This window comes from Gammaproteobacteria bacterium, from assembly GCA_011375345.1.
GTDB lineage: Bacteria > Pseudomonadota > Gammaproteobacteria > DRLM01 > DRLM01 > DRLM01.
This window is the reverse complement of the sequence record DRLM01000004.1, coordinates 1-25,546: the sequence shown is the minus strand read 5'-3', so window position 1 is coordinate 25,546 and position 25,546 is coordinate 1. Positions and strand designations below refer to the sequence as shown.

The 25,546-nt window shown below is 63.1% G+C and carries 21 protein-coding genes and 1 pseudogene; 10 read left to right on the top strand and 12 right to left on the bottom strand.

Annotated features, from left to right (window positions below; genetic code table 11):
* Positions 1–23 precede the first annotated feature (23 nt).
* Positions 24–668: a 3-isopropylmalate dehydratase small subunit gene (leuD, locus tag ENJ19_00370; GenBank protein HHM04182.1), complete on the bottom strand. Its 645-nt coding sequence runs from the start codon at positions 666–668 to the stop codon at positions 24–26.
* Positions 669–703: 35 nt separating this feature from the next.
* Positions 704–2,116 (bottom strand): 3-isopropylmalate dehydratase large subunit, encoded by a 1,413-nt coding sequence (leuC, locus tag ENJ19_00365; protein ID HHM04181.1) that lies wholly within the window; start codon positions 2,114–2,116, stop codon positions 704–706.
* Between the two features lie 354 nt (positions 2,117–2,470).
* On the opposite strand from leuC, the gene ENJ19_00360 reads away from it, so the two are divergent.
* Both ENJ19_00360 and folD read left to right on the top strand, forming a co-directional pair.
* Complete coding sequence (locus ENJ19_00360; protein HHM04180.1) at positions 2,471–3,346, top strand: LysR family transcriptional regulator; 876 nt, start codon at positions 2,471–2,473, stop codon at positions 3,344–3,346.
* A 34-nt stretch (positions 3,347–3,380) separates the two neighbouring features.
* Positions 3,381–4,235 carry a bifunctional methylenetetrahydrofolate dehydrogenase/methenyltetrahydrofolate cyclohydrolase FolD gene (gene folD, locus ENJ19_00355; GenBank protein HHM04179.1) on the top strand — a complete coding sequence of 285 codons (855 nt, stop codon included), beginning with the start codon at positions 3,381–3,383 and terminating at the stop codon, positions 4,233–4,235.
* Between the two features lie 30 nt (positions 4,236–4,265).
* On the opposite strand, the gene ENJ19_00350 is transcribed toward folD, so the two are convergent.
* The 4 genes from ENJ19_00350 to ENJ19_00335 all read right to left on the bottom strand — a co-directional run bounded on the left by ENJ19_00350 (position 4,266) and on the right by ENJ19_00335 (position 10,995).
* Positions 4,266–6,158, bottom strand: coding sequence for an EAL domain-containing protein (locus ENJ19_00350; GenBank protein HHM04178.1), 1,893 nt, complete (start codon positions 6,156–6,158; stop codon positions 4,266–4,268).
* Entirely contained in the window at positions 6,155–8,137 is a 1,983-nt protein-coding gene (locus tag ENJ19_00345; GenBank protein ID HHM04177.1) for a PAS domain S-box protein, read from the bottom strand. The genes ENJ19_00350 and ENJ19_00345 overlap by 4 nt, the downstream gene beginning before the upstream one ends.
* Positions 8,138–8,142: 5 nt before the next feature.
* On the bottom strand, positions 8,143–8,979 hold the full coding sequence (locus ENJ19_00340; GenBank protein HHM04176.1) for a phosphate/phosphite/phosphonate ABC transporter substrate-binding protein: 837 nt from the start codon (positions 8,977–8,979) through the stop codon (positions 8,143–8,145).
* 249 nt (positions 8,980–9,228) lie between these two features.
* The gene (locus ENJ19_00335; protein HHM04175.1) at positions 9,229–10,995 is read right to left on the bottom strand and encodes an SLC13 family permease; all 1,767 of its coding nucleotides are present in this window, start codon (positions 10,993–10,995) and stop codon (positions 9,229–9,231) included.
* A gap of 663 nt (positions 10,996–11,658) precedes the next feature.
* Between ENJ19_00335 and ENJ19_00330 the strand changes: the two genes are divergently transcribed.
* The gene (locus ENJ19_00330) at positions 11,659–11,862 is read left to right on the top strand and encodes a type II toxin-antitoxin system Phd/YefM family antitoxin (GenBank protein ID HHM04174.1); all 204 of its coding nucleotides are present in this window, start codon (positions 11,659–11,661) and stop codon (positions 11,860–11,862) included.
* A 107-nt stretch (positions 11,863–11,969) separates the two neighbouring features.
* Positions 11,970–12,301, top strand: a pseudogene (locus ENJ19_00325) (type II toxin-antitoxin system RelE/ParE family toxin).
* A gap of 59 nt (positions 12,302–12,360) precedes the next feature.
* Here the strand turns inward: ENJ19_00325 and parE are convergent.
* The 4 genes from parE to ENJ19_00305 all read right to left on the bottom strand — a co-directional run bounded on the left by parE (position 12,361) and on the right by ENJ19_00305 (position 17,269).
* Positions 12,361–14,250 (bottom strand): DNA topoisomerase IV subunit B, encoded by a 1,890-nt coding sequence (parE, locus tag ENJ19_00320; GenBank protein ID HHM04173.1) that lies wholly within the window; start codon positions 14,248–14,250, stop codon positions 12,361–12,363.
* 59 nt (positions 14,251–14,309) lie between these two features.
* The gene (locus ENJ19_00315) at positions 14,310–14,864 is read right to left on the bottom strand and encodes a hypothetical protein (protein ID HHM04172.1); all 555 of its coding nucleotides are present in this window, start codon (positions 14,862–14,864) and stop codon (positions 14,310–14,312) included.
* Positions 14,864–15,748 carry an ankyrin repeat domain-containing protein gene (locus ENJ19_00310; protein ID HHM04171.1) on the bottom strand — a complete coding sequence of 295 codons (885 nt, stop codon included), beginning with the start codon at positions 15,746–15,748 and terminating at the stop codon, positions 14,864–14,866. The genes ENJ19_00315 and ENJ19_00310 overlap by 1 nt, the downstream gene beginning before the upstream one ends.
* Before the next feature lie 81 nt (positions 15,749–15,829).
* Positions 15,830–17,269, bottom strand: a complete 1,440-nt coding sequence (locus tag ENJ19_00305; GenBank protein HHM04170.1) for an SLC13/DASS family transporter — start codon at positions 17,267–17,269, stop codon at positions 15,830–15,832.
* Between the two features lie 146 nt (positions 17,270–17,415).
* Here ENJ19_00305 and ENJ19_00300 point away from each other — a divergent pair, with 146 nt between their 5' ends.
* Together ENJ19_00300 and ENJ19_00295 are read left to right on the top strand one after the other, a co-directional pair.
* Positions 17,416–17,979, top strand: a complete 564-nt coding sequence (locus ENJ19_00300; GenBank protein ID HHM04169.1) for a Uma2 family endonuclease — start codon at positions 17,416–17,418, stop codon at positions 17,977–17,979.
* A 48-nt stretch (positions 17,980–18,027) separates the two neighbouring features.
* On the top strand, positions 18,028–19,341 hold the full coding sequence (locus tag ENJ19_00295; protein HHM04168.1) for a dicarboxylate/amino acid:cation symporter: 1,314 nt from the start codon (positions 18,028–18,030) through the stop codon (positions 19,339–19,341).
* A gap of 321 nt (positions 19,342–19,662) precedes the next feature.
* On the opposite strand, the gene ENJ19_00290 is transcribed toward ENJ19_00295, so the two are convergent.
* Both ENJ19_00290 and ENJ19_00285 read right to left on the bottom strand, forming a co-directional pair.
* Positions 19,663–19,956: a hypothetical protein gene (locus tag ENJ19_00290; protein HHM04167.1), complete on the bottom strand. Its 294-nt coding sequence runs from the start codon at positions 19,954–19,956 to the stop codon at positions 19,663–19,665.
* A complete protein-coding gene (locus ENJ19_00285) occupies positions 19,953–20,957 on the bottom strand; it encodes a hypothetical protein (GenBank protein ID HHM04166.1) in 1,005 nt (334 codons plus the stop codon). Before ENJ19_00285 ends, ENJ19_00290 begins: the two co-directional genes overlap by 4 nt.
* 227 nt (positions 20,958–21,184) lie before the next feature.
* On the opposite strand from ENJ19_00285, the gene typA reads away from it, so the two are divergent.
* The 4 genes from typA to ENJ19_00265 all read left to right on the top strand — a co-directional run bounded on the left by typA (position 21,185) and on the right by ENJ19_00265 (position 25,307).
* On the top strand, positions 21,185–23,008 hold the full coding sequence (gene typA / locus ENJ19_00280) for a translational GTPase TypA (protein ID HHM04165.1): 1,824 nt from the start codon (positions 21,185–21,187) through the stop codon (positions 23,006–23,008).
* A gap of 82 nt (positions 23,009–23,090) precedes the next feature.
* Positions 23,091–24,041, top strand: a complete 951-nt coding sequence (gene pip, locus ENJ19_00275; GenBank protein HHM04164.1) for a prolyl aminopeptidase — start codon at positions 23,091–23,093, stop codon at positions 24,039–24,041.
* Complete coding sequence (locus ENJ19_00270; GenBank protein ID HHM04163.1) at positions 24,038–24,484, top strand: D-tyrosyl-tRNA(Tyr) deacylase; 447 nt, start codon at positions 24,038–24,040, stop codon at positions 24,482–24,484. The genes pip and ENJ19_00270 overlap by 4 nt, the downstream gene beginning before the upstream one ends.
* 10 nt (positions 24,485–24,494) lie before the next feature.
* Complete coding sequence (locus tag ENJ19_00265; GenBank protein HHM04162.1) at positions 24,495–25,307, top strand: symmetrical bis(5'-nucleosyl)-tetraphosphatase; 813 nt, start codon at positions 24,495–24,497, stop codon at positions 25,305–25,307.
* Positions 25,308–25,546: the final 239 nt, after the last annotated feature.

Genomic DNA, 25,546 nt, shown 5'->3' with positions numbered 1-25,546 from the left:
TTGGGATGACCGGGCTTGGCGTTTCAGCCTTCCTGAAACAACCACGGTGCCTCATGGCGGCGGCGGGCTTCATAGGCTTTGATGGCATCGGCCTTCTGCAGGGTCAAACCAATGTCGTCAAGACCGTTCAGCAGTTTGTATTTACGAAATCCATCGATGGCAAAGCGGAACACCTCGCCACCGGGGGTGGTAACCGTCTGGGCGGCAAGATCCACCGTCAGCCGATAGCCCGGAGTTGCCGTGATTTCCTGAAACAGTTGTTCCACCACCGCTGCCGGCAGCACCACCGGAAGCAGGCCGTTGTTGAAGCAATTGTTGTAGAAGATATCCGCGAAGCTGGGCGCGATGATGACGCGGAAACCGTAGTCCTGCAAGGCCCAGGGGGCATGTTCGCGGGAAGAGCCACAGCCGAAATTGTCCCGCGCCAACACTATCCGGGCGCCCTGGTAGCGGGGCTGGTTGAGCACAAAATCGGGATTGAGGCGGCGCCGGCTGTGGTCCATGCCCGGCTCACCCGGATCGAGATAGCGCCAGTCGTCGAAACAGGTCACGCCGAAACCGCTGCGCTGGATGGATTTCAAGTACTGCTTGGGGATGATCTGGTCGGTGTCCACATTGGCCCGGTCGAGGGGGGCCACCAGGCCGGTCAATTGAGTAAATTTTTCCATTGCGAAGTCCTCAGTTTTTAAACCGCCCTTCCCGGTCAGCCGCCTTCAAAACCGCGCACGTCCACAAAGTGCCCGGCGATGGCCGCGGCAGCGGCCATGGCGGGGCTGACCAGGTGGGTGCGCCCGCCCGCGCCCTGACGGCCCTCGAAGTTGCGGTTGGAGGTGGAGGCGCAACGCTCGCCGGGCTGGAGGCGGTCGGCGTTCATGGCCAGGCACATGGAGCAACCGGGCTCGCGCCACTCAAACCCGGCGGCGCGGAAGATGGCGTCCAGGCCTTCCTGCTCCGCTTGGTGTTTCACCAGACCGGAACCGGGCACCACCAAGGCTTGTTTGACACTGTCCGCCTTGCGCCGCCCCCTGGCCACAGCGGCGGCGGCGCGCAAGTCTTCGATGCGGGAGTTGGTGCACGAACCGATGAACACCACGTCCACTGCCACCCCGGTGAGGGGCGTCGCGGGCCGCAGGCCCATGTAATCCAGCGCCCGCGCCATGCTCTCGCGCCGCACGGGGTCGGGCTCGGCGGCGGGATCGGGCACGGTGGCGGTCACCGGCGCCACCATTTCCGGCGATGTACCCCAGGTCACCTGGGGAGCGATGGCGGCGGCATCCAACCGCACTTCGCGGTCGAACACGGCACCGGGGTCGCTGTGCAACTCGCGCCAGGCGGCGACGGCGCGTTCCCACACCTCACCCTTGGGGGCATAGGGCCGGCCGCGCACGTAGTCGACGGTTTTGTCATCCACCGCCACCATCCCGGCCCGGGCACCGGCTTCAATGGCCATGTTGCACACGGTCATGCGCCCCTCCACCGACAAATCGCGGATGGCCTGGCCGGAAAATTCGATGGCGTACCCCGTACCACCGGCAGTGCCGATCTTACCGATGATGGCCAGTACAATGTCCTTGGCGCTCACCCCCGGCCCCACCCGGCCGTCCACCACCACCCGCATGTTGCGGGATTTTTTCTGCACCAGACACTGGGTGGCGAGCACGTGCTCCACTTCCGAGGTGCCAATGCCGAAGGCCAAAGCGCCGAGGGCACCGTGGGTGGAGGTGTGGGAATCACCGCACACCACCGTCATGCCGGGCAGGGTGGCACCCGTTTCCGGGCCGATGACGTGGACAATGCCCTGGCGTGGATCGTCCATTTTGAATTCGGTGATGTGGAACTCGGCGCAATTGCGATCCAGCGTCTCCACCTGCAAGCGCGACACCGGATCGGCGATGCCCCGGGTCCGCTGGGTGGTGGGCACATTGTGGTCCGGCGTGGCCAGATTGGCCGCCGGCCGCCACGGTTTGCGGCCCGCCAGGCGCAGGCCCTCAAAGGCCTGGGGGGAGGTCACTTCGTGCACCAGGTGGCGGTCGATGTACAACACCGCGCTGCCGTCATCATTCTGCCGCACCACGTGCGCATCCCAAAGTTTGTCGTATAAGGTCTTGCCCGCCATGGGTCTGCTCCGGCCTGTTGTGCTGGGAATCGCCATACTAATCCAGCAATAACCATTACACAAATTCATATTTTTCATGATATATATTCTGATTTGGAATTTTTAAAACACAAAAAACAGGGAGTCTGGACTATTGGAGCTGCGCTGTTGGCAACGTTTGGTGGTTCTGCCTTCCGCTGTGAAAGAGGGGGACCGAGGGGGATTTGCATACGTTTGGGAAATCTCCCCTAACCCCTCTTTTTCAAAGAGGGGAACAAAAGCGAAACCAACTCTGTCCCCCCGCGTGGCCGCGGTCGGGAGCATTTTCTTTGCGTGCTTCGCGCTCTCGGCGCTCAAACCGATCCCGACTCCACGATGAACATCAGTGACCTGCAAGCTTTCGTGGCCGTGGCCCGAAGCGCTTCTTTTTCCCAGGCGGCGGAGCGGTTGCACCTCACCCAGCCGGCGGTGAGCAAGCGGGTGGCGGCTTTGGAAAACGAGCTCAAGACACGGCTGTTCGACCGCCTGGGGCGGCGGGTGGCCCTGACCGAGGCCGGCCGTGCTTTGCTGAGCCATGCCCTGCGCATCTTGGGCGAGGTGGAAGACAGCCGCCGGGCGCTGGCCAGGCTGGCGGGCACGGTGAGTGGCCCGCTCCATCTGGCCACCAGCCACCACATCGGCCTGCACCGCCTGCCGCCGGTCTTGCGACGCTTCACCCGGGAGCACCCCGAGGTGACGCTCAATTTGCGCTTTTACGATTCGGAAACCGCCTGCCGGGCGGTGATGCAGGGAGAGCTGGAGCTGGCCGTAATCACGCTGCCACCGGACGCGCCGGAGGATTTGCTGACGGAAACAATTTGGCACGACGCCCTCAGCCTGGTCACGGCTCCCGACCATGCCTTGTGCGCCGTCACCCCGCTGGAACCGGCGCTGCTGGCGCCTTACCCCGCCATTTTGCCCGCTCATGGCACCTACACCCGCGCCCTGATCGAACGCTGCCTCGCCCGAAGCGGGCTCGCCCCCCAGGTGATGCTGGACACCAATTATCTGGAGACCATCAAAATGCTGGTGTCGGTGGGACTGGCCTGGAGCATTCTGCCCCGCACCTTGCTGGACGACAGTCTGCGCGCCCACTCCATCGCAGGATGGCGCATCAGCCGGGACTTGGGCATCGTGCGTCACCCGCGGCGTACCGTGTCCAACGCAGCGGCGGCCTTTATTGAAGCCTGCCGGGCGGACGTGAAACAATAGCGCCCTTCTCTGGCCACGCAATGTGATCGACACCATGGGCGCTCAACTCATCGACGGGAAAGGCATCGCCGCCGGCTTGCGGCAGACGATTAAAATCACCGTCGATGAGCGCCTGCGCCGGGGGCTGCGGCCACCGGGGCTGGCGGTGGTGCTGGTGGGCTCGGATCCGGCCTCCCAGGTTTATGTGCGCAACAAGCGCAAGGCCTGCGCCGAAGCCGGTTTTGTCTCCCGCTCTTTTGACCTGCCCGCCGACACCTCCCAGGGCGAGCTGCTCGACCTCATCGACCGCCTCAACGAAGACCAGGCCATCGACGGCATTTTGGTGCAGCTGCCGCTGCCGGCGGATATCGACACCGAAACCGTGGTGGAACGCATCCGCCCCGACAAAGACGTGGACGGTTTTCACCCCTACAACATCGGCCGGTTGGCGGTGCGCATGCCGCTGCTGCGCTCCTGCACCCCCTACGGGGTGATGACCTTGCTGCACAGCACAGGCGAACCCCTCAAAGGACGCGAGGCAGTGGTGGTGGGCGCCTCCAATCACGTGGGGCGGCCCATGAGCCTGGAATTGCTGCTGGCCGGCTGCACCACCACCGTGTGCCACCGTTTCACCGCCGATCTGGCCGCCCAGGTGGGGCGGGCCGAGGTGCTGGTGGTGGCGGCGGGCAGGCCCGGCCTGGTCAAGGGCGAATGGATCAGGCCCGGCGCCGTGGTGATCGACGTGGGCATCAACCGCACGGCCGAGGGCCGGCTGGTGGGCGATATCGAGTTCGAGGCGGCAGCGGCGCGGGCCGGCTGGATCACCCCCGTGCCCGGCGGCGTGGGACCCATGACCGTGGCCACCTTGCTGCAAAATACGCTGTTCGCCTGCGAGCACCTGCACGCCTGACCACACCGCCGCCCCGGCGGCAGCGCTGTCTCAGTTCCACCAGCGCGAGCCGTCCAGCCACCGGGTGATGGCGGCGGCGTCCTGGGGCCGGCTGATAAAATAGCCCTGGGCGCGGTCGCAGCCCATGTCCCCCAGCAAGGCCAGCACAGCCTCGTTTTCTATCCCTTCGGCCACCACCCGCATTCCCAGGGAATGGGCCAGTTCTATGGTGGAGTTGACGATCACCTGGTTCTTGGGTTCGGTGTCGATGTCGGACACGAACATGCGGTCGATTTTCACTTCATCCACCGGCAGGCGCTTCATGTAGGCCAGGGAGGAAAAGCCGGTGCCGTAATCGTCGATGGACAGCTCCAGGCCCATCTCATCCAGGGTGTTCAATATGCCCAGGGCCCGTTCCGGATTGGTCAGGGTGCTGCTTTCGGTGATCTCCAGCGTCAGCGCCGCCGGCGGCAGAGACCAGCGGGCCAGGCAGGCTTGCAGGTGCTGCGGAAACAGGGGGTCGAGAAAATTCCGCGTGGAGAGATTCACCGACACTTCCAGCTCCAGCCCCTGGTCCCGCCAGGCGCGGCATTGTTGCACCGCGGTCTCCAGCACCCACAGGGTCAGTTCCTGGATCAGGCCCTTTTGCTCGGCCAGGGCAATGAACACATCGGGCATCACCATGCCGCGCTCAGGGTGGGGCCAGCGCGCCAGGGCCTCCATGCCCCGCACGGTACCACGGCCAAGGTCGATAATGGGTTGATAAAACAAGGCCAGACCGCCGTCTAATATCGCGCTGTGCAGCTCTTCGGTGAGCTGTAGTTTTTCCGAGCGCCGGTGTTCTTCGTCATGGGAGTAGCACCGGTACCGCTCACCGGCAGCCTTGGACCAGTACATGGCCATGTCGGCGTGTTTGAGCATGGCCTCCTCGCTGTCGCCATGCTCAGGATAAACCGCCACCCCCAGACTGCCGCCGGTATGCAGGGACAGGCCGTTGATGAGCACAGGCTCGTCCAGCGCATGGGAAATTTTCTTGCACACCGTTTCCGCCGAACCGGGATCCAGGTTATAGAGCAATATGGCAAATTCGTCACCGCCGAAGCGGGCGACGGTGTCAGCGCTGCGCAGTGTGTCTTTCAAGCGCTCAGCAATTTTCTGCAACACCTGATCACCCACCAGATGCCCGTGTTTGTCGTTGATTTCCTTGAAGCGGTTGACGTCCATGATGGCCACGCCGAAATGCTCATTGTCCCGCTCCGCCGTCTTCAGGCGGTGCGCCAGGCGGTCGGAAAACAACACCCGGTTGGCCAGGCCGGTGAGGGGGTCGTGCAGGGCGTGGTGCTCCAGCTCATGGTTTTTGAGCTTCAACTCTTCCAGCAAGGTCTTGAGCTGCTCCGTGCGCTGACTCACCTCCCGTTCCAGATTCGCCACGTACTCCCGCGCCTGATTGCCCAGGCTCCACTTCTTGACCAGGCTGTGGGCCATTTGCTTGACGACGATGGCCTCAAAGGGTTTGCGCAAAAACAGCAGGCTGTCGGAACTGCCCAGGCGCTCGATGATCTCTTCCCAGCTGTAGTCGGAATAGGCGCTGCAGATCACCATTTCGGTGAAGGGGAACTCCGCCCAGATATGGCTGATGGTCTCGATGCCATCCCAGCCCGGCGGCATGCGCACGTCCATGAACAGCAGCGCATAAGGTCGCCCTTCCGCCGCGGCGGCGCGGACTTTTGCCAGCGCTTCCTTGCCCTGAAAGGCGCTGTCCACCTCGTAATCGAGCAGGGCTTCCCCGGCAAACCGGCCGGGCGTGTGTTCATCGCCAAACAGGTCTTTCTCCAGATCTTCCAGGCCGGAGATGTCCTCATTGTCCGGCCTGCCCAACACCTTGCGGAAATCCTGATGGATGGATTCGTTGTCATCCACAATGAGTATTCTCGCGCTGCTCATCCTGCTTTCCTCTTCAAGTCCGGGCCCTGTGCACTGCTGCGCGAACCGGCCAGGCGCAGCTCGAAACGAGCACCGCGCCGGGGTCCGTCGCTGAACACCTGCAGTGTTCCGCCCATCTCCTTGACGGCGTTGGCGCAATAGTGCAAACCAAAACCGTGACCGTCTTCCCTGGTGGTGAAACCATGCTGGAATATCTCTTTCATGGTGTTTTTTTCGATGCCACAACCGTTGTCGGTAAAGGAGAGACAAACGCAACCATCCACTTCCGCCCAGGCCTCGATGACCAGCAGTTTCGGTTTGTTGTACTGGTCGTTGTCGCGCATGGCCTCCTTGGCGTTTTTGATGATGTTGGTCAGTACCTGCAACAGTTTGGTTTTTTGCGCCCGGCAGGGCGGCAGCTCCGGAATGCGCCGTTCAACTTTGACGCCCCATTTCTCCAGCGACATCCTCTCCACCCGCAGGGCATCGTCGAGCAAAGGCTCCAATTCCAGTTCTTCTGCAAAGGATTCCGCCCGGGCGTATTCCTGCTGGGTGCTGATCACAGCCTTGATCATGCTGACGCGCTCCGTCACCACCTCCATCTCGGCACTGAGCTTGTCGAACTCCTCACTGACGACGTGGCCCAGCTTGATGTAATACTCGGGCAGCTTGCTGCCCTTGCTGTCGCGCGTGAGGAAATCAATCAGATCATCCTTGTGCGCCGTCAGCAGTTCGTTGGCCTTCTTCAGGCCGGCCAGCTTGCTGTTTTTGACCAGGGCCCGCATTTCGTCCACCGACAGGCACAGGCTGTTGGCGATGTTGCCGATGTTGTGCAACACCTCGGTGGCAATTTCCGCCATGCCGGCGCGATGGGCGGCGGCAAGGAATTGCTGCTGCGCTTCGGCCAGGTGCTGCTCGGCTTCCTTTCTGCGGGTGATATCGCGCACAAGACAGATTGTCAGATGCTCACCCGCGACAGCTGTAGGCGTCACGGTGAGATCCATGGGAAACTCCGTGCCGTCCGCACGCCGGCCGGCGCGCTCCACCCGCTGCACCGGTACTTCTCTTGTGCTTGCGCTGCCGCTGTCACACGGCACCGGCGGCTGCAACCTGGGCAGCCTGCCCATATAACGCTCCGCAGGGGTGTTCTCCAGCGCCCCGGCGGCGGCAAAAATTTTTTCGGCGGCCGGGTTGGCGGACTCGATGCGGCCGTCGCCGTTCACTGTCACCACCCCTTCGCCCATATTGTCCAAAATGGCCCGCAGACGCGCTTCGCTGCGGCTGAGTTGGGCGGTGCGCTCGGCCACCTGGCGTTCCATGTCCCGGTACATGACGGCGATCTGGGCCGACATGACGTTGAACGCCCGCGCCGTCGCCGCAATTTCGTCCCTGCCGCTGACCTCGATCTGCACGCCGTATTCCCCCTCGGCAATGCGGGTGGAGGCGCGGGTCAGGCGGCGCAGGCTGCGGGTGAGATACGTGCCAAAAGCCAGGGAAAACAAGGCTGAGAGCAAAAGCTCGGTAACCGCAACACCCACCCCCTGGCGGCGCGCCTCAGCCAGCAGGGCCTGCAGGCCAGCGGTGGCCAGCCCCAGCTCAATGCGACCGTAGACTTCCCTCCCCTCGGCCACCTCCGCATAGGTGTCAAACACGCCGTCGCTGACCTGATCGACCCGCAGGTCCGCCACAAAGGGGCGGGCGAGCACGGCGCCGGCCCCCTTGGCCGCCAGCACGGTGCCATCCCTGCCGGTGACCCGCACGTACACCACCCCCTCGTTCTTCAGGGCTTCGTCCACGAAGGTGTCGAGAGTGGCCAGATCCATGGCCAAAACGGGGCCCTTGGCCATACTGGCAAACAGTCCGGCAGTGGACGAAGCACGCTGCGCCAGGGCGTTTTCGTTGGATTGCTGCAACAAGGTCAGCCCGCCGATGATCAACACCACCAGCAACAGCGCCTCGATACAGGCAACGCCCAAAATGGTTTTCAGGCGAAAGGACATGGCGGTCACCGCGCCCCGGCGTCCAGGGACGAAAAGTCCAGCGCCCGCACGTCATCCCAATCCTGATCCCGGGCCACACCCAGGCGCTTCATGTGCAGCGTTTGCAGCAACACCCGGCCTTGGGGATCCCCGGCCATCTCCATCAGGGCCTGCTGCACCCGGCCGGCATCAGCAGGGCTGACCCGCTCGTGGACGGCGAAGGCGTGGGGCGTGTAGCTTTGCGTCACATAGAGCACACGCAGCGCCGCCCGAATGTCCGGCGCCACGCTCTCCAGGGTGCGGCGCACCCCGCCGCCGGCCGGATACAAGCCCCGCGCCACGGCGTAGTACACCGAATCGTGGGACCGCACATACCTGGGCGTGACCCGAACGCCCCGGGCCTTGAGTTCAGCGCGGGGCACCAGACTGGCGGCAAAGGCGGTGGAAGAGGGAAAGGCCAGGGTGAGGCCGTCCAGCTCCGCCACTGTGCGCACGGGACTGTCCTTGCGCACAACGACAACGCCTTGCAGACGGTTGCCCACATCGCGGGCAATGGCGTGATAGGCGGTGGCACGGTGGGGATCGGCGAACACCGCCGGGTTCATGTAGGCGAAATCGTAACGGCCCTGTTCAAGCCGGTGTTCAAACTCTGTGATATGGGGTGCGGTTGCGAACTGAATGTTCAAACCGCTCTTTGCGGACAGATACTCCATCACCGGCCCCCACAAACGGGCCAGCTTGGCCGCCGCCTGCTGGGGCACCACACCAAAACGGTACAGATTGTCCGCAATAACTGCCGGGCTGGACACAACACCCGTCAGCACGAAAACGGCCGCCGGCAGCCACACAGCAAAACGGAACATGGGCCTCCCCTTGACAGGCCGTTGAAAAGCTCATCCGGACCTTGTCCAACGCGCCGAACCCGGCGCTGTTCCAGGTTCAGCCGCGACAACGCAATCACTGGCGCGATTGTTGTGCAAGCGGGGCATATCTGCCCCGCACCAGGAGGCCGTTTTGCAACCGCCTGACAACATCATTTCCGGCCTCAATGTCCCTCTATCGGCCGGGACCACGAAGAATCAAGCTGGGGGGGCAAACAAAATGGCGCCGGCTCAAAAGGGCCAGATCCAAGGAGCAATGAGAAGGGTAAGCAGACCTGTGGCCACGGTAATGGGGATGCCCATTTTGAAGTAATCGCTGAAGCGGTAGCCCCCCGGGCCGTAGACCATGAGGTTGGTCTGGTAACCGATGGGGGTGGCGAAGCTGGCCGAGGCGGCCACCATCAGGGTGATGACAAAAGGCAGCGGACTCACTCCCAGGCTGTCCGCCGCCTGCAGGACAATGGGGAACATCAACACCGCGGCGGCGTTGTTGGTAACCAGGGCGGTGAACACGGCGGCGATGACAAAGGTGAGGGCCAGGGTGAGCCAGGGCTCCCCGGCGGCCAGGGCGATGACCTGCCGGGCGATGGCAGCGGCGGCGCCGGTGGCCTCCATGGCGGCCCCCAGACCGAAAGAGGCGGCGATGACGATGAGCACCTGCCAGTCCACGGCGCGCCGGGCGGTGGCCAGGCCAATGCACTTGCTGGCCACCATCAGACCGGCCGCCACCATGGCCGCCTCCAGCATGCTCAGCCAGCCGGCCGCAGCGGCGGTGACCATGGCGCACAAGATCGCCAAAGCCGTCCTGGCCTTGTCGTGGCGGGGCGGGGTGGAATCTTCCACCTGGCTCACCAGGAAAAAATCGCGGGAGTTGCGCTGGCGGGCGACGAAGCCGGGGTTGGCTTCCAGCAACAGGGTATCGCCGGGCCGCAGTTCAATATCGCCGATTTTCTGCTGGACCCGCTCACCATTGCGGGCCACCGCGATCACCGCCGCGTTGTATACAGTGCGAAAGCGCCCCTCGCGGATGGTCTTGCCCACCAAGGGACAACTGTCGGAGACCACGGCCTCCACCAGACAGCGCTCGCTGCGGGGAGAGTTAAGCTTGAACACCTGATCGGTGGCAGGCGCCAGGCCGCGGAATTTGTGCAGGTCCACCACCGATTCCACCACGCCGGCAAAAATCAGGCGGTCGTGCTCGGCCAGCCTTTCCTGGGGCGACACGGCCGGCAGGCTGTGGCCCTGGCGTTCGATCTCAATCAGGTACATGCCCGGCAAATGCCGCAGTCCCGCCTGTTCGATGCTTTTGCCCCTTAAGGGGCTGCCGGGCTCCACGATCATCTCCACGATGTAGTTGCGGGCATTGTCCAGCTTGCTGATGGCGGACTGGCGCTCGGGCAGAAACCAACGGCCCAGCCACAGCACCATGGCGATGACAAGAAACACGCCGGGCACCCCCACCCAGGCGATCTCGAACAGCCCCAGGCTGGGTCCGTGATGAGCGGTCCACAGACCGTTGATCACCAGGTTGGTGCTGGTGCCGATGAGGGTGCAGGCACCGCCGACGATAGCGGCATAGCTGAGCGGCATCATGAGCTTGGACGGGGAGATCTGGTATTTCTTGGCCCAGTCGCGCACCGCGGGAATCATCATGGCGACCACCGGGGTGTTGTTGAGAAAGGCGCTCATGGCCGCCACCGGCACCATCAGCCGCAGTTGGGCGTGGCCCAGCGACCGGGGCCGGCCGAACAGGGAGCCCACCACCCACTGCACGGCGCCCGTTTCCTGCAGGCCCGCGGCCACGATATAGAGCAGGCCCACGGTGACCATGCCCTCGTTGGCCAGCCCTCCCAGGGCCTGCGCCGGCGTGATGACCTTGGCCAGCAACAGCACCATGACGCCCCCCACCAGGATCACGTCGGGCGCCAGGCGGCCAGTGGCCAGGGCCCACAGGCAGGCACCGATGACGGCAAGGGTGAGCCAGGCTTCCCAGCCCAAAGTGGCGGCAACGTCAATATTCATTATTCATTGTTTTTTGGCCGGTGGCGGCGTGCTCACATTGTGCAGATCAGGCAGGAGGCGGGCTCACCCCCGCCGTCCTCTCACACCACCGGGCGCGCGGTTCCGCCCCGCCGCCTCCCTGCGGGGCCCGCCGGCGGCTGTTCGAAATCACTCCCGGCGATTTTGTCATCGGACCGGTGCTTTGCCTTTGGGAGCCGACGGTTCCCACCTCACGGCGGGCCCCCTGGCCATTCGGCTGACTGTTCCCCTTGCCGGGCCGGGAGGGAAATTCCCCCTCCACGCCAACCCCACGCCGCCACAGCCCGGGGAACAGCCCCAGTCACGGCGCTGCACGCCAGGCTTGGTGCACCGCCACCCCCCCTTCCTGCGGGAGAGGATTGAGGTGAGGGGATAAACTTATGCAAGGCTCAATACCATCACAAGCGATGCCTTGTTCATTTGTCTGCCATCCTACATGCTCAAACCGTTTTCTCTTCAAAAACACCCGCTGTTGCGGCAAGGCGCGGCCCGCGAACTTTGATGAATTGCATATCATGCACAGTTGCCCAAAACGCTGAGCCAGCACAACAAGTACCACCTTTTGTTGATATTAACATCCACTCACAATGTGGCACCACAAAAGGACTGGAGGTGATTGTTGTGAAAATTCCCACTGATATCAAGCCAATATCATTTCTGAAGTCCAAAGCTGCTGCTATGTTGAAGCAGGCAAATGAAACTCACCGGCCCATCATCATTACACAAAACGGTGAACCGAGAGCCGTACTCCAAGATCCCGAAAGTTACGAAAGCATGCGTAGCGCCATAGAGTCAATGAAATTATTATTAACCCGGCAATCCTAATTGCCGGGTTAATAATATCCTTAGGCGAGGAGGACATCCTGAAAGGAAAATCAAAAACGCAAGACCAAGTGTTTTCTGATTTGGATAAACTGCTTGATTCCTGAATAATGGCAAACAATTATAAGGTACTTTGGGAAAAGGCTGCCGCAGAGGATCTGAAGTCCATTATTGAACATATATGTGTTGACAGTCCGCCGGCTGCCGGAGACAGCCTTAAAAAATAAAAGCCAAAGTGTTCAATCTTTGCTCTTTTCCCCTAAGGGTCCGAACTGTCCCCGAGCTTAAAGATCACGGTATTTTTCAATATCGAGAATTGATCATTCCTCCATGGCGGATGATTTACCGTATTTCTGAAGAGGAGGTTTATGTGCTATTGGCTATTGATTCCCGGCGGAATGTCGGGGATGTTTTACCCGAGAGGCTGATAAGAGAAAACTAATGCCGGCGGACCCGCAATGCTGCGCGCCTTTTTGTGCGGGTCCGCCGGATGCGTGGCGTTTACAACACCTCCGCCCGGTCCCCCTTCTCTTCCAACCACGCCCTGCGGTCCTGCGCCCGCTTGCGCGCCAGCAACATGTCGAGCAAAGCATCGGTATCGTCCCCCGCTTCCACGGTGAGCTGCACCAGGCGGCGGGTGTCGGGGTCCATGGTGGTCTCGCGCAGTTGCAGGGGATTCATTTCGCCCAGGCCTTTGAAGCGTTGCACGCCCACCCTGCCTTTCTTGTTGTCGGCGGCGATGCGGTCGAGGATGCCTTGTTTTTCGGCATCATCCAGGGCGTAGTAGACCTCTTTGCCCACATCGATGCGGTACAGCGGCGGCATGGCGACGAACACGTGACCGTGGGCCACCAGGGGGCGGAAGTGGCGCAAAAACAAGGCGCAGAGCAGCGTGGCGATGTGGGCGCCATCGGAATCGGCATCGGCCAGGATACACAGTTTGCCATAGCGCAGGCCGCTTAAGTTGTTGGAGCCGGGTTCCACGCCCATGGCCACGGCGATGTCGTGCACTTCCTGCGAGCCCAGCACTGCGGCCGGGTCCACTTCCCAGGTGTTGAGAATTTTGCCGCGCAGCGGCATAACGGCCTGGAATTCTTTATTGCGCGCTTGTTTGGCGGAACCGCCGGCGGAATCGCCCTCCACCAAAAACAATTCGGTGCGGGACAAGTCCTGCGCCGTACAATCCGCCAGCTTGCCGGGCAACGCCGGCCCGGCGGTGATTTTTTTGCGCGCGACTTTTTTTCCCGCCCGCAAACGGGACTGGGCATTGCTGATGGCAAGTTGGGCAATGCGCTCGCCCTCTGCCACGTGTTGATTGAGCCACAAGCTGAAGGCATCCTTCACCACGCCGGAGACGAAGACCGCGCATTCCCGCGAGGACAGGCGTTCTTTGGTCTGGCCGCTGAACTGGGGCTCGCCCAGTTTCACCGACAAGACGTAAGCGCAACGTTCCCACACGTCTTCCGGCGCGATGCGCACGCTGCGGGGGGTGAGATTGCGGAATTCACAAAACTCGCGGATGGCTTCCGTCAAACCCGTGCGCAAGCCGTTCACGTGGGTGCCGCCCTGGACCGTGGGAATGAGGTTCACGTAACTTTCGGTGACCAAGTCGCCACCTTCCGGCAGCCACAACACGGCCCAGTCCGCCGCCTCGTTGTGGCCGGCCATGGACCCGAGAAAGGGTTCTTCCGGCAAACGCTCCCAAGCAGTCACGGCTTCCAGCAAATAGTCTTTCAGTCCAGCTTCATACCGCCATTCCTCTGTTTCGCCCGCCGCTTCATTGGTGAACGTCACGCGCAAGCCGGGACACAACACGGCTTTGGCCTTCAAGGCGTGCCGGAGGCGGGGCACGGAAAACCTGGGGCTGTCGAAATACTTCGCGTCGGGCCAAAAACGCAAGGTGGTGCCGGTGTTGTGCCTGCCCACCTTGCCCACCACCGCCAGGTCCGAGACTTTCTCCCCTCCGCCAAAGGCCATGTTGTATTCCCGGCCGCCGCGCCGCACCCATACTTCCAGATGTCTGGACAAGGCATTCACCACCGACACGCCCACGCCGTGCAAGCCGCCGGAGAAGCGGTAGTTCTTGTTGGAAAACTTGCCACCCGCGTGCAGGCGCGTGAGGATCACCTCCACCCCCGGCGCGTTTTCGCCCGGATGCATGTCCACCGGCATGCCGCGGCCGTCGTCGCGCACCTCCAGGGAACCGTCCTTGTACAAAATGACGTCGATACGCCGGGCGTGGCCGGCCATGGCTTCGTCCACGGCGTTGTCGATCACTTCCTGGGCCAGATGATTGGGGCGGGTGGTGTCGGTGTACATGCCCGGCCGCTTGCGCACCGGCTCCAAGCCGGTGAGCACTTCGATGGCGGCGGCGTCGTAAGTGTGACTCATGTGGGTTTCCGGAAACTGCTTTTTTACTGCGGTAGTTGACAAATTCCCCACCCCCCCCTTTATTCAAAAGGGGAAGCAGAGCGCGGCCCCCGTTGACGTGAATGCCGGTTCGCGCGGTCATCCCGCAGCCGCCAGGTGGGACGGCCTTGCTCACCGATCAAGCCCCGGTGCAACAGCCACGCCCGCGCCTCCGCCGCATCGTCGGCGAAGTACGCCGCCGCCGAACCCAGGCGAAAGGTATACCCCCAGGCATCCATGTCCCGGCACAAGCGGGCCCGGCCGACGCCGGGCAACTCGTCCGCCAGCAGGATTTGCAGATAGCACACGGCGTTTTCTTCGTCATAACCGCCGCCGGCGTCGGTGTGCAGGGCGGCGCGGCGGGCGCCGTCCATGCAGACGTAGTGGCAGGCCTCGTGGAGGGCGGAGTGTAACGGTGTGTCGGGGCGGAGATAAAGTCGGTTTTGAATCAGGCCCGCTTCAGGCTCGCCCCAGTGGCTGCCGGGAATGGGGGCACCGGCGGGCACGGCCACGATTCTGAGGCCATAACGCTGCAACAGGGCAGCCAGCGCAGCGGCATCGCACCGGCCAACGCGGAGCACCTCTGCCGGAATCATCAGCGGGCGCGGGAAGCGTCCGCCCACAGGGCAGGGGCGCAATGACCGGTGCCGCTGCGGCCCAGGGCCCGCTGCATGGCGGCGTCGTGGTGCCGGGCGGCCAGGCAGGCGGCGCTCCGCCCCCCCGGCCCGCGCCAGTCGGGGTCGGCCCCCAGGGCCACCAGGGCAGCGGCGATTTCGGGCGGGGCTTCTTCCGTGGCGTACATCAAGGCGGTGTAGCCGTGATCGTTGGGCACATCCAGCGGCGAGCGCCAGGCGGCCAGGAGGCGGATGGCGGCGAGATCCTGGTAGCGCACGGCGTCGAACAAGGCGGTTTCGTGCCGGATGTCGGTGAGGGTCACATCGGCGCCAGCCTTGAGCAGGGCGGCGGTAATGTCCAACGCCCCTTTGCGCACCGATTCCATCAGCGGCGTCACGCCGCTGCGGTTTTGGGCGTTCACATCGGCGCCCCGCTCCAGCAGATAGGTCACCAGCTCACTGCGACCATAGCGGGCGGCGAACAGCAGCGGGGTGTTGTCCACCAGGTCGCGGGCATCCACCGGCAGCCCTTCGGCAAACAGGGCCTGCATAGCAGTCACGTTGCCGGTGGAAGCCGCGACGATCATGGGCAGCATGGCCAGGGCGTTTGGCAGGACATCACCACCGGGGGATCCCGACGGCGCAGCCTGGCAGGGGAAAGCACTGGATAGCAGCAGCAGCGCACCGGCCAGCGAAACGGCGCGACGTTGCTTGGACTTGTCCTGCGATGCGTTCATGGGTCCGCTTATTTCTCCCCTCCCCGCTCCATCCCGACCTGCCGCAGCCGCCATCACCCGCACCAGATGCAAGCGCCCGTCTCTTGTGACAGAGGGAAAACACAAGGGGATTGAACAATACGAAATCATAGCGATGCCGTCACATTATGGCACGGCGCCTGAATCTCCCCCAGCCCCTTTGCTTTCAAGAGGGGGCGGGAAACGGCGACCTCAGGGCCACAGCGGCCGCAGCAGCAGCACCGCCGCCCCGATCAGCAACGGCATGATCAGGTTCAAGCGGATACCCGCCCGCACCATGGCGGCCATGGGCACGCGCTCACTGCCGAAGACAATGGCGTTGGGCGGCGTGGCCACGGGCAGCATGAAGGCGCAGGAGGCGGCCAGGGCGGCGGTCAGCAGCAAGGCGCTTGTATCCTGCCCGGTGCTTAAGGCCACCGCGGCGAGGATGGGCAGCATGACTTGAGTGGTGGCCGTGTTGCTGGTGATTTCCGTCAAAAAAGTGATGGCGAAGGCAATGCCCAACAACATCAACGGCAGGGGGACGGCGGCGAAAAATTTGAGCTGTTCCCCCAGCCACGCCGACAAACCGGACTGTTGCATGCCCATGGCCAGGGCGAAGCCACCCCCCAGCAAAACAAGTATATCCCAGGGCAGTTGTTTGAAAGCCTCACGACCGAGGATGGGGCGACCGTCATGCACCGGCACCAGAAACAGGGCCAGGGCACCGGCCACGGCAACGGTGCCATCATCCACGCCTTTGTGCGGCAACAGCGCAGACCAGCCGGGAAGATTGAAACTGGCGGTCTCAAGCCCCTGGCGCGTCATCCACGCCAGGGCGGTCAGCCCCAGCACCCAGGCGACGAAGCGCTCCTCCCGCCGCATGCCGCCCAAAGCCTGGCGTTCCGCGGCCAGACTGCCGGCAGCAGCCCCGCTCCAGCGCAGGCCCCGCACATTGCGCGCCAGCAGCCCCAGCACCAGCCCCACCCCCACGATCACCACCGGCACCCCCACCATCATCCACTGCAAAAAACTGGGCCGCAGCGCGGGCGCGACGGCTTGCAGGTTTTCCAACAGCACCAGATTGGGCACGGTGCCCACGGGGGTGCCCATGCCGCCGATGTTGGCGGCATAGGCGATGAGTAGCAGCAAGGGCACGGCCAGGGCGCCCACCTGGGTCGGGCCCAGATCGGACTCCAGGCGGGCGATCACCGCCAGGCCGATGGTGGCCATGAGCATGGTGGTGGCGGTGTTGGAGATCCACATGGACAACAACGCGGTGGTGAGCGCAAACCCCGCGAGCAACTGCACCGGGCTGCCGTGCAGACGGGACAGAATCACCAGGGCAATGCGCCGGTGCAGACCCGTGCGCTCCATGGCCTGGGCGATGAGAAACCCGCCCACGAACAGGAACATGATACTGCTCATGTAGCGGGGCGCTGTTTCCTTGGCCGTAGCGATGCCGCTGAGGGGAAAAACCAGCAGCGGCAGCAAGGCCGTCACCGCCAGGGGCACGCATTCGGTGAGCCACCACAGGGCCATCCAGGCGGCGATCCCCAGCATGAACGGGGCTTGGGGGTGTTCGGGAATATCCAGCAACAGGGGGGGCAGCGCCCCGATGAAGGGGCCGAGAACGAGGGCGATGCGCTTCATGATGCGGTTATCGTTACTTGTGTTCGGGGTCAGCTACTATACCTCAAGCGTCCCGTTCGTGAGCGCGGGGCAGGGAGGCGCGCCTGGCCAGAGCCCTGCGGCGCCGTTAGAATGAACCCAATTGCTGCGACGACGAGGACAGGCAGATGGCCGTTCCCAGGCCCCATATCCGGTTTGCTAACGAGGATTACCAGCCGCTGCCGGAGTCCATGGACAAGCGTTACGAACTGTTGAGCGGAGATCCGCTCACGGTTCCCGTCCCTGCCGTCGAACATCAGCGCGCATCACGCAAACTGGAAATGCGGCTGGTGGCCTTCGTTGAAAAACACAGACTTGGAGAAGTGTTCCACGCGCCCCTTGACGTGGTCCTGGGACAGGACGGCGGCCGGGACGTCGTCCACCCCGACGTCCTCTTCATCAGCGACGCCTGCCGCCACATCGTCACCCCAAAAGAAATTCCGGGCGCCCCCGGTCTGGTGGTGGAGATCCTCTCCCCCGACACCGAAGAACGGGACCGCAAATATAAAAAAGCCCTGTACGGCCGTCACCAGGTGCAGGAATTCTGGCTGGTGGACCCTCCCGCCAAGGCCATTGAAATTTACCGGCTGACAAGAACCGGCTGGAAAACCGTCGGCGTGTTCAACGGCGCGCAAGCAGTGCACTCGCCCCTGTGGCCCGAGTTGTCCTTGCGTCCCGAAATGATCTTTTGAGTTGGCCCCGCGCTTGTCGCACCTCCACTCAGCCCCCCGGAGCAGTGAATGAAAAACAAAATGACCATGACCACCAAGATCCTCGTTTGGATGGTGGCCGGACTCGTGGTGGGCAGTTTGATCAACGCCACGGCCGGCCAGGTGGCCTTTGTTCAAGACTATCTCGTCAACGGCCTGTTTCACGTCGCCGGCGCCATATTCATCAACATGCTGAAAATGCTGGTGGTCCCTTTGGTCACGTTCTCCCTGATTTGCGGCGTGTGCGGACTGGGCGATGTGAGCAAGCTCGGCCGGGTGGGTCTGAAATCGTTTTTGTTGTTCATCCTGACCACGGCACTGGCCATCACTCTGGCCATATCGGCAGCAGCCCTGGTCGGCCCCGGCGAAGGCTTCGAGCTGGCCGAGGACACAACGCAGTTCACCGCCCCGCCGGCACCGCCCTTGACGGAAGTGTTCATCAACTTGGTGCCCAGCAACCCCGTCAGTGCCTTCGCCGAAGGCAATATGCTGCAAATCATCTTCTTCGTGATTCTGTTCGGCATTTGCATACTTATGGCGGGCGAAGCGGCCCGGCCCATTGCCGATGCCGCGGAAAGGCTCAACCTGGTGATGATGCAGGTGGTCACCGTGGTCATGCACATCGCCCCCTACGGTGTCTTCGCCCTTATGGCGAAAACCTTTGCCCTGCAGGGCCTGGGCTTGATTTTGCCCATGATCAGCTACTTTGGAGTCGTCGCCATCGTGCTGCTGCTGCACGCCGCGGGCACGCTGATGCTGTTGCTTAAATTTCTCGGCCGGGTCAGCCCGCTGATGTTTCTGCGCAAAGTCCGCGCCGCGCAGATTTTCGCCTTCAGCACCTCCAGCTCCAACGCCACCATCCCCGTCACCTTGCGCACCACAGAAAAACGCATGGGCGTGGACAATTCCACCGCGTCCTTCATCGTACCCTTCGGCGCCACCATCAATATGGACGGCACCGCCATCATGCAAGGGGTGGCCACCGTCTTCATCGCCAATGTATACGGCATTGACCTGGGACTGGGCGGCTATCTCACCGTCATCGGCATGGCCGTGCTCGCCTCCATCGGCACCGCGGGCGTGCCGGGCGTGGGCCTGATCATGCTGGCCATGGTCTTAAACCAGGTGGGCCTGCCCGTGGAAGGCATCGCCCTCATCATGGGGGTGGACCGCCTGCTGGACATGATGCGCACCGCCGTGAATGTGACGGGGGATGCCGCCATCACCACTATCGTGGCGCGCAGTGAAAAAACTATTGATATGGATGTGTTCAACGACCCCGATGCCGGGGTGGTGGAAGCGGTGCACTTGCCCCATGGCGAAGCGCGGCAGTCAAAAACCTGAGCAGGGAAACTCCACACCAAGGGCCATGCAAAGCTGGCGAAGGCGGCCGGGCCGGCAGGCCCACCCTGGCGCGCAAAGAACAAGCGGCAGGCCGTTGCTGGCGTAGGCCCGGCACGCCGGTGCTTCGTTTCAGCGCCGGGCGCGCACCCTGCACGGCTTCATCGGGCACGCTGTTGAAAAACAGGGTTTTTCAACAAGCTGTGTGCGGTGTACGGATTCATGTTCAACGACGACCAGTCACTGCACACATAAGGCCGCCGCAAACCGCGCAGGCAGCGGCCGGCGTTGAAGAAGGCCAGGAAAGCCTTTTCCGGCATCCTGTTATTGGTGGGCACGAACAAGCCCCGCTTCCCTGACCTCCACCACATAGCCTTCCAGGTTATGAGGCAGACTCCCCACCACAGCATCGCTCAGTTTTTCCACGCTGATCACAATCACCGGATGCCCCGCCTCGTCCCGCCCGACGCCCATGGCAACGACGCCGGGCCTGCGCATGATGTCTTTTTCGTATTTCGCTTTGACTTCCGTGATGCTCATGGTCATGGCGTCACCCCCGCCGGCGCGGCAGACCGGCATCAACAACAGGCAAACCAGCAGCGCCAGCGTCAGCCTCACAGGGTGAGATCCAAGGCACTGAACACATTCTCAATGCGGTTGATGATGGTGCTGTTGTCACTGCCGGCGAACAACAAGCCCACCAAGCGGTTGTTATCGTCCAGCACCGCAGAGCCGCTGTCCCCCGGCTGGCTCATGGCACCGGCCAGCAATTGGTCGGTGAAACGGGCAAGGCGGCCGGTGCCGTATTGCACGTTCACCGTCACGTCCACCTGCTCGATCTCGCCCTCCGTATAGCCGGTGGTGCGGCCGCTTTTTTTGATTTTCATCCCCAGCTCGCCCTGGGCCTGGCCCTGGATGGCACCAATCTTGAGGATTTCCGCCTGCACGTCCTCCTCACTCAGAGGGCGGGCGATGGCGGCGTCCACCCGGTTGTCCCCGGCCTGAATCTTCACGGCGCGCATGCGGGTGCCGCTACCCGCCATTTCCGCCAGGGCGTTCAGCACCTTGGCGAGGCTGCCCGCAATGTTGCAATCGCTGGGCACATCGGCGCCCTGAATATGGATGGGAATGAAATCTTCCAGGGTGGCGATTTGGTCAGCGGGGTTTTTGCCGCCATCGTGGGGACCGGGCTGAAGAATGGCATCGCCTCGGTGAGCCTCGTTGCTGTTGGCCAGCACGTGATTGTTGGACAGCATCATCCACTGCCCCTTCCGCTTCACCCAGCAGCCCAGGGTGCCGGCGGTGATGTCTTTGTGGCCCACGCTGACACCGCCGGGGGCGGGACGGAAGCGCCCGGTGGGCGCCTGGAAAATGCGGATGCGGCCCGTCTCGATCACGTCGGTGGGCACGCCCCCCACCTCAGCGGGCACCAGGTCGCCGGGCGCAACCCGGGATGAGGGCAGCTTCTTTTCCACAGAGCAGACAATACTGGGGATGTCGGTGCGCGCGCCGGCGGTGACTTTGTATCCCACGCCGGTGGCGACCACATTGGCGCGCCGGAGCAGCTCGTCGCAGTGCGCTTTGAGTTGAGCCCGGGCGGTGGTGACTTGTTCGATCATGGCGAACCTCCTTGTCGGTGTGATTGGAGTGATTGAACACCGCGTTGAGGCAACACGGCTCGGTTCGCGCCGAAACTGACGTGGCGGCTGACATCATCCCCCCGCCGCCAAAACCCGTCAACAGGTATGGAAAACTTTCCGTCCCCGTTTGAAAATTCAAGACTTCTGCCGTAGAGGCCCGGTATAATAAGGAGTTTTGTTTGCCCCCATTAGCATTTGAGGCCGGTATGATCGCCCAGTTACGCAACATCGCCATAATTGCCCACGTCGACCACGGCAAGACCACCCTGGTGGACAAACTCCTGCAGCAGTCCGGGACGCTCCAAACCCGCGGCGAAGCGGCAGACCGGGTGATGGATTCCAATGAGTTGGAGAAGGAGCGCGGCATCACCATCCTCGCCAAAAACACCGCCATCAAATGGGGCGACTACCGCATCAATATCGTGGACACCCCGGGTCATGCCGATTTCGGTGGCGAAGTAGAGCGGGTGCTGTCCATGGCGGATTCCGTGCTGCTGCTGGTGGACGCGGTGGAGGGCCCCATGCCCCAGACCCGCTTCGTCACCCAAAAAGCGCTGGCCCGCGGCCTCAAACCCATCGTGGTGGTAAACAAGGTGGACCGCCCCGGCGCCCGCCCCGACTGGGTGGTGGACCAAACCTTCGATCTGTTCGACCGCCTGGGCGCCGACGACGAGCAACTGGATTTCCCCGTGGTCTACGCCTCGGCCCTGCAAGGCTACGCCGGCCTCGACGCCGGGGTAAGCGGCGGCGACATGGGCCCGCTGTTCCAGACCATCGTGGACAAAGTGCCCCCCCCCGCGGTCGACCCCGACGGCCCCTTCCAGATGCAAGTGAGTCAACTCGATTACAACAGCTACGTCGGCCTGATCGGCATCGGCCGCATCACCCGCGGCAAGGTGGGCATCAACACTGCCGTCACGGTGCTGGACCGGGACGGCCGCAAACGCCCCGGCCGGGTGCTGCAAATTCTCGGCTTCCACGGCCTGGAGCGGGTGGAAGTGCCGGAGGCCCAGGCCGGCGACATCATCGCCTTCACCGGCATGGAAGAGCTGAACATCTCCGACACCCTGTGCGACCCGCAACACATCGAGGCCCTGCCGCCGCTCAGCGTGGACGAACCCACAGTGAGCATGACCTTCCAGGTGAACAACTCCCCTTTCGCCGGCAAAGACGGCAAATTCGTCACCAGCCGCCAGATTCGCGAACGCCTGCAGCGGGAACTGAAACACAACGTGGCCCTGCGCGTGGAAGAGACCGACGATCCGGACAAATTCCGCGTCTCCGGCCGTGGCGAGCTGCACCTTTCGGTGCTCATTGAAAACATGCGCCGGGAAGGCTTTGAACTGGGCGTGTCGCGGCCGGAAGTCATCATCAAAGACATGGACGGCATCAAGCAGGAACCCTACGAACAGCTCACCATAGACGTGGAGGAAGCCCACCAGGGCGGCGTGATGGAAAAACTGGGCGCCCGCGGCGGCGACCTGCGCGACATGGTGCCCGACGGCAAAGGCCGGGTGCGGCTGGACTACATCATCCCCGCCCGCGGCCTGATCGGCTTTCGCACCGAATTCCTCACCGCCACCCAGGGTAGCGGTTTGCTGTACAACGTGTTCGACCACTACGGGCCTTTCAAGCCGGGCAGCTACGGCCAACGCAGCAACGGCGTGCTCATCGCCAACGGCCCCGGCAAAGCCCTGGCCTACGCCCTGTTCAACCTGCAGGAGCGCGGCCGCCTGTTGATCGGCCACGGCGAGGAGGTATACGAAGGCATGATCATCGGCATCCATTCGCGGAACAACGACCTGGTGGTCAATCCGCTCAAAGCCAAGCAGCTCACCAACATCCGCGCCGCCGGCTCCGACGAAAACATCCTGCTCACCCCGCCCATCCGCTTCAGCCTGGAGCAGGCGCTGGAATTCATCGACGACGACGAACTGGTGGAAGTCACCCCGGCGCATATCCGGGTGCGCAAGAAACTGTTGCAGGAACACGAGCGCAAGCGGGCATCCCGCAGTGCGGCGGTAGGCTAGCAGCGCGGCGACCCGTTCATTTTGAACCACCTGAGTTCCCGGTTATGATGGCGGTTCCCCCCCAACGAGGGCATGTAGCACGATGCTGACTTTGTTTCCCGACATCAAGCCCTATGTGAAACACAGCCTTAAAGTGGACGACGTCCACACGCTGTACGTGGAGGAATGCGGCAATCCGGAAGGCGTGCCCGTGGTCTTCATCCACGGTGGACCCGGCTCCGGCTGCGAAGCCTACCACCGGCGTTTTTTCGATCCCAATGTGTACCGCATCGTGCTGTTCGACCAACGGGGCGCCGGCCGCTCCACCCCCCACGCCTCGCTGGAAAACAACACCACTGCGCATCTGGTGGCGGACATGGAACAAATCCGCGAACATCTGGCCATTGACCGCTGGGTGGTGTTCGGCGGCTCGTGGGGCTCGACCTTGGCCCTGGTGTACGCCGAAACCCACCCAGACCGGGTCAAAGGGCTGATATTACGCGGTATTTTCCTTTGCACAGCACGTGAAATCCAATGGTTTTACCAGGAAGGCGCCAACCGCCTGTTCCCTGACGTGTGGGAGGACTACGTCAAACCGGTGCCCGAAGCACAGCGGCACGACATGATCAGCGCCTACTACCGCCTGCTCACCGGCCAAAACGAAGTGGCCCGCATGGCGGCGGCCAAAGCCTGGTCCATCTGGGAAGGCCGCCTGGCCACCTTGCGCCACAGCCCGGCGGTGGTGGAGCACTTCGCCAACCCGCACACGGCGCTGAGTCTGGCTCGCATCGAATGCCACTATTTCGTCAACGACAGCTTCCTGGAGCCGGATCAGATCATCCGCGACGCCCACCGGCTGGAAAACATTCCCGGCGTCATCGTTCACGGCCGCTACGATGTGATCTGCCCCCTGGAAGCCGCCTGGCGGTTGCACAAAGCCTGGCCCCGCGCCCAACTCAAAATCGTCCCCGACGCCGGCCACGCGGCCAGCGAGGCGGGCATTGTCGACCAACTGGTACGTGCCACCATGGCCATGGCGGAAAAAGAGGCATGATCGCCCTGTTGCAGCGGGTCAGCGCCGCCGAAGTCACCGTCGCCGGCGAGCGCGTGGGCCGGATCGGACGGGGTCTGCTGGCCTTGATCGGCGTTGAACGGGGCGATGCCCGGGCCCAGGCGGAGCGGCTGGCGGAACGCTTGCTCGCCTACCGCGTATTCGGCGATGCAACAGGCAAAATGAACCTCAGCGTCAGCGACATCGGGGGCGGCGTAATGCTGGTACCCCAGTTCACCCTGGCGGCGGACACCCGCAAAGGCCACCGCCCCAGTTTCACCCCCGCGGCCCCACCGGAACAAGGCGGAAAACTGTTCCAGCACCTGGTCGAACACACCCGGGCGCGGCACCCCCACACTGCCACCGGCCGCTTCGGCGCGGACATGCAAGTCACCCTGACCAACGACGGCCCCGTCACCTTCTGGCTCCAGTCCCCCCCCCTGTGAGCTGAAGGACATGGCCACCTACGCCATCGGCGATATCCAGGGCTGCTTCGACGAATTGTGCACCCTGCTGGAGCGATTTCACTTCGACCCCCAGCGCGACCGCCTGTGGTTTGCCGGCGACCTGGTGAACCGGGGGCCGCAATCGACGGACACCCTGCGTTTTGTCAAAGAACTGGGAAGCGCCGCCGTCACCGTGCTGGGCAACCACGAACTACACCTGCTGGCCATCGCCGCCGGCGTCACCGAACCCCGGCCGCTGGATACCTTTCTCGATGTGTTGGAAGCACCCGACGCCGATCATCTCTTGCACTGGCTGCGGCATCAGCCCCTGATCCATTGCGACGCCAGGCAGGGCTTCACCCTGCTCCATGCCGGCCTCCCGCCGCAATGGGACCTGGCCACCGCGCGGGCGCGGGCGGCGGAAGTGGAAGGCGTGTTGCGCGGGCCGGATCACGAAAGCTTCTTCCGCCACATGTACGGCAACGGCCCGAACCGCTGGTCACCGGACCTGGACAAGTGGGCCCGGCTGCGCTTCATCACCAACTGCTTCACCCGCTTGCGGCTGTGCAGCACCGAGGGTGAACTGGCCCTCGAACACAAAGGCGCGCCCGACCGAAAAAACCAACGCTTCATGCCCTGGTTCGAAGTGCCGGGAAGAAAAAGCGCGGGCAACAAAATCCTGTTCGGCCATTGGTCCACCCTGGGACGGCATGTCAGCAACCAAGCCTATTGCCTGGACAGCGGCTGCGTCTGGGGTGGCAAACTCAGCGCCCTGCGCCTGGAAGATGAAAGCTGGTTTGATACCGACTGCGAGGGTGCCTGAGAGCAAAAAAAGGGGTCAGAGCCCTTAAAAAGAAAACTTTTCTTTTTAAGGGCTCTGACCCCTTTTGGGGTGGTGACCAGCTTGCGGGAGAACCTGCACCTCCAGGAGTGCGGCCGTGCCGGGCGATCGAGTAGGAGGCGGGGTCACCCCCGCCGTCCTCTCACACCACCGGACGTGCGGTTCCGCATCCGGCGGTTCATGAGACACACTGGAGTCGTCGCACCGTATCGAGCAGCGAC

What these genes read in the sequence shown, in the direction of transcription:
- leuD (HHM04182.1), bottom strand. Translation starts at nt 668, where the DNA reads ATGGAAAAATTTACTCAATTGACCGGCCTGGTGGCCCCCCTCGACCGG.
- leuC (HHM04181.1), bottom strand. Translation starts at nt 2,116, where the DNA reads ATGGCGGGCAAGACCTTATACGACAAACTTTGGGATGCGCACGTGGTG.
- ENJ19_00360 (HHM04180.1), top strand. Translation starts at nt 2,471, where the DNA reads ATGAACATCAGTGACCTGCAAGCTTTCGTGGCCGTGGCCCGAAGCGCT.
- folD (HHM04179.1), top strand. Translation starts at nt 3,381, where the DNA reads ATGGGCGCTCAACTCATCGACGGGAAAGGCATCGCCGCCGGCTTGCGG.
- ENJ19_00350 (HHM04178.1), bottom strand. Translation starts at nt 6,158, where the DNA reads ATGAGCAGCGCGAGAATACTCATTGTGGATGACAACGAATCCATCCAT.
- ENJ19_00345 (HHM04177.1), bottom strand. Translation starts at nt 8,137, where the DNA reads ATGTCCTTTCGCCTGAAAACCATTTTGGGCGTTGCCTGTATCGAGGCG.
- ENJ19_00340 (HHM04176.1), bottom strand. Translation starts at nt 8,979, where the DNA reads ATGTTCCGTTTTGCTGTGTGGCTGCCGGCGGCCGTTTTCGTGCTGACG.
- parE (HHM04173.1), bottom strand. Translation starts at nt 14,250, where the DNA reads ATGAGTCACACTTACGACGCCGCCGCCATCGAAGTGCTCACCGGCTTG.
- ENJ19_00315 (HHM04172.1), bottom strand. Translation starts at nt 14,864, where the DNA reads ATGATTCCGGCAGAGGTGCTCCGCGTTGGCCGGTGCGATGCCGCTGCG.
- ENJ19_00310 (HHM04171.1), bottom strand. Translation starts at nt 15,748, where the DNA reads ATGATTTCGTATTGTTCAATCCCCTTGTGTTTTCCCTCTGTCACAAGA.
- ENJ19_00305 (HHM04170.1), bottom strand. Translation starts at nt 17,269, where the DNA reads ATGAAGCGCATCGCCCTCGTTCTCGGCCCCTTCATCGGGGCGCTGCCC.
- ENJ19_00300 (HHM04169.1), top strand. Translation starts at nt 17,416, where the DNA reads ATGGCCGTTCCCAGGCCCCATATCCGGTTTGCTAACGAGGATTACCAG.
- ENJ19_00295 (HHM04168.1), top strand. Translation starts at nt 18,028, where the DNA reads ATGAAAAACAAAATGACCATGACCACCAAGATCCTCGTTTGGATGGTG.
- ENJ19_00285 (HHM04166.1), bottom strand. Translation starts at nt 20,957, where the DNA reads ATGATCGAACAAGTCACCACCGCCCGGGCTCAACTCAAAGCGCACTGC.
- typA (HHM04165.1), top strand. Translation starts at nt 21,185, where the DNA reads ATGATCGCCCAGTTACGCAACATCGCCATAATTGCCCACGTCGACCAC.
- pip (HHM04164.1), top strand. Translation starts at nt 23,091, where the DNA reads ATGCTGACTTTGTTTCCCGACATCAAGCCCTATGTGAAACACAGCCTT.
- ENJ19_00270 (HHM04163.1), top strand. Translation starts at nt 24,038, where the DNA reads ATGATCGCCCTGTTGCAGCGGGTCAGCGCCGCCGAAGTCACCGTCGCC.
- ENJ19_00265 (HHM04162.1), top strand. Translation starts at nt 24,495, where the DNA reads ATGGCCACCTACGCCATCGGCGATATCCAGGGCTGCTTCGACGAATTG.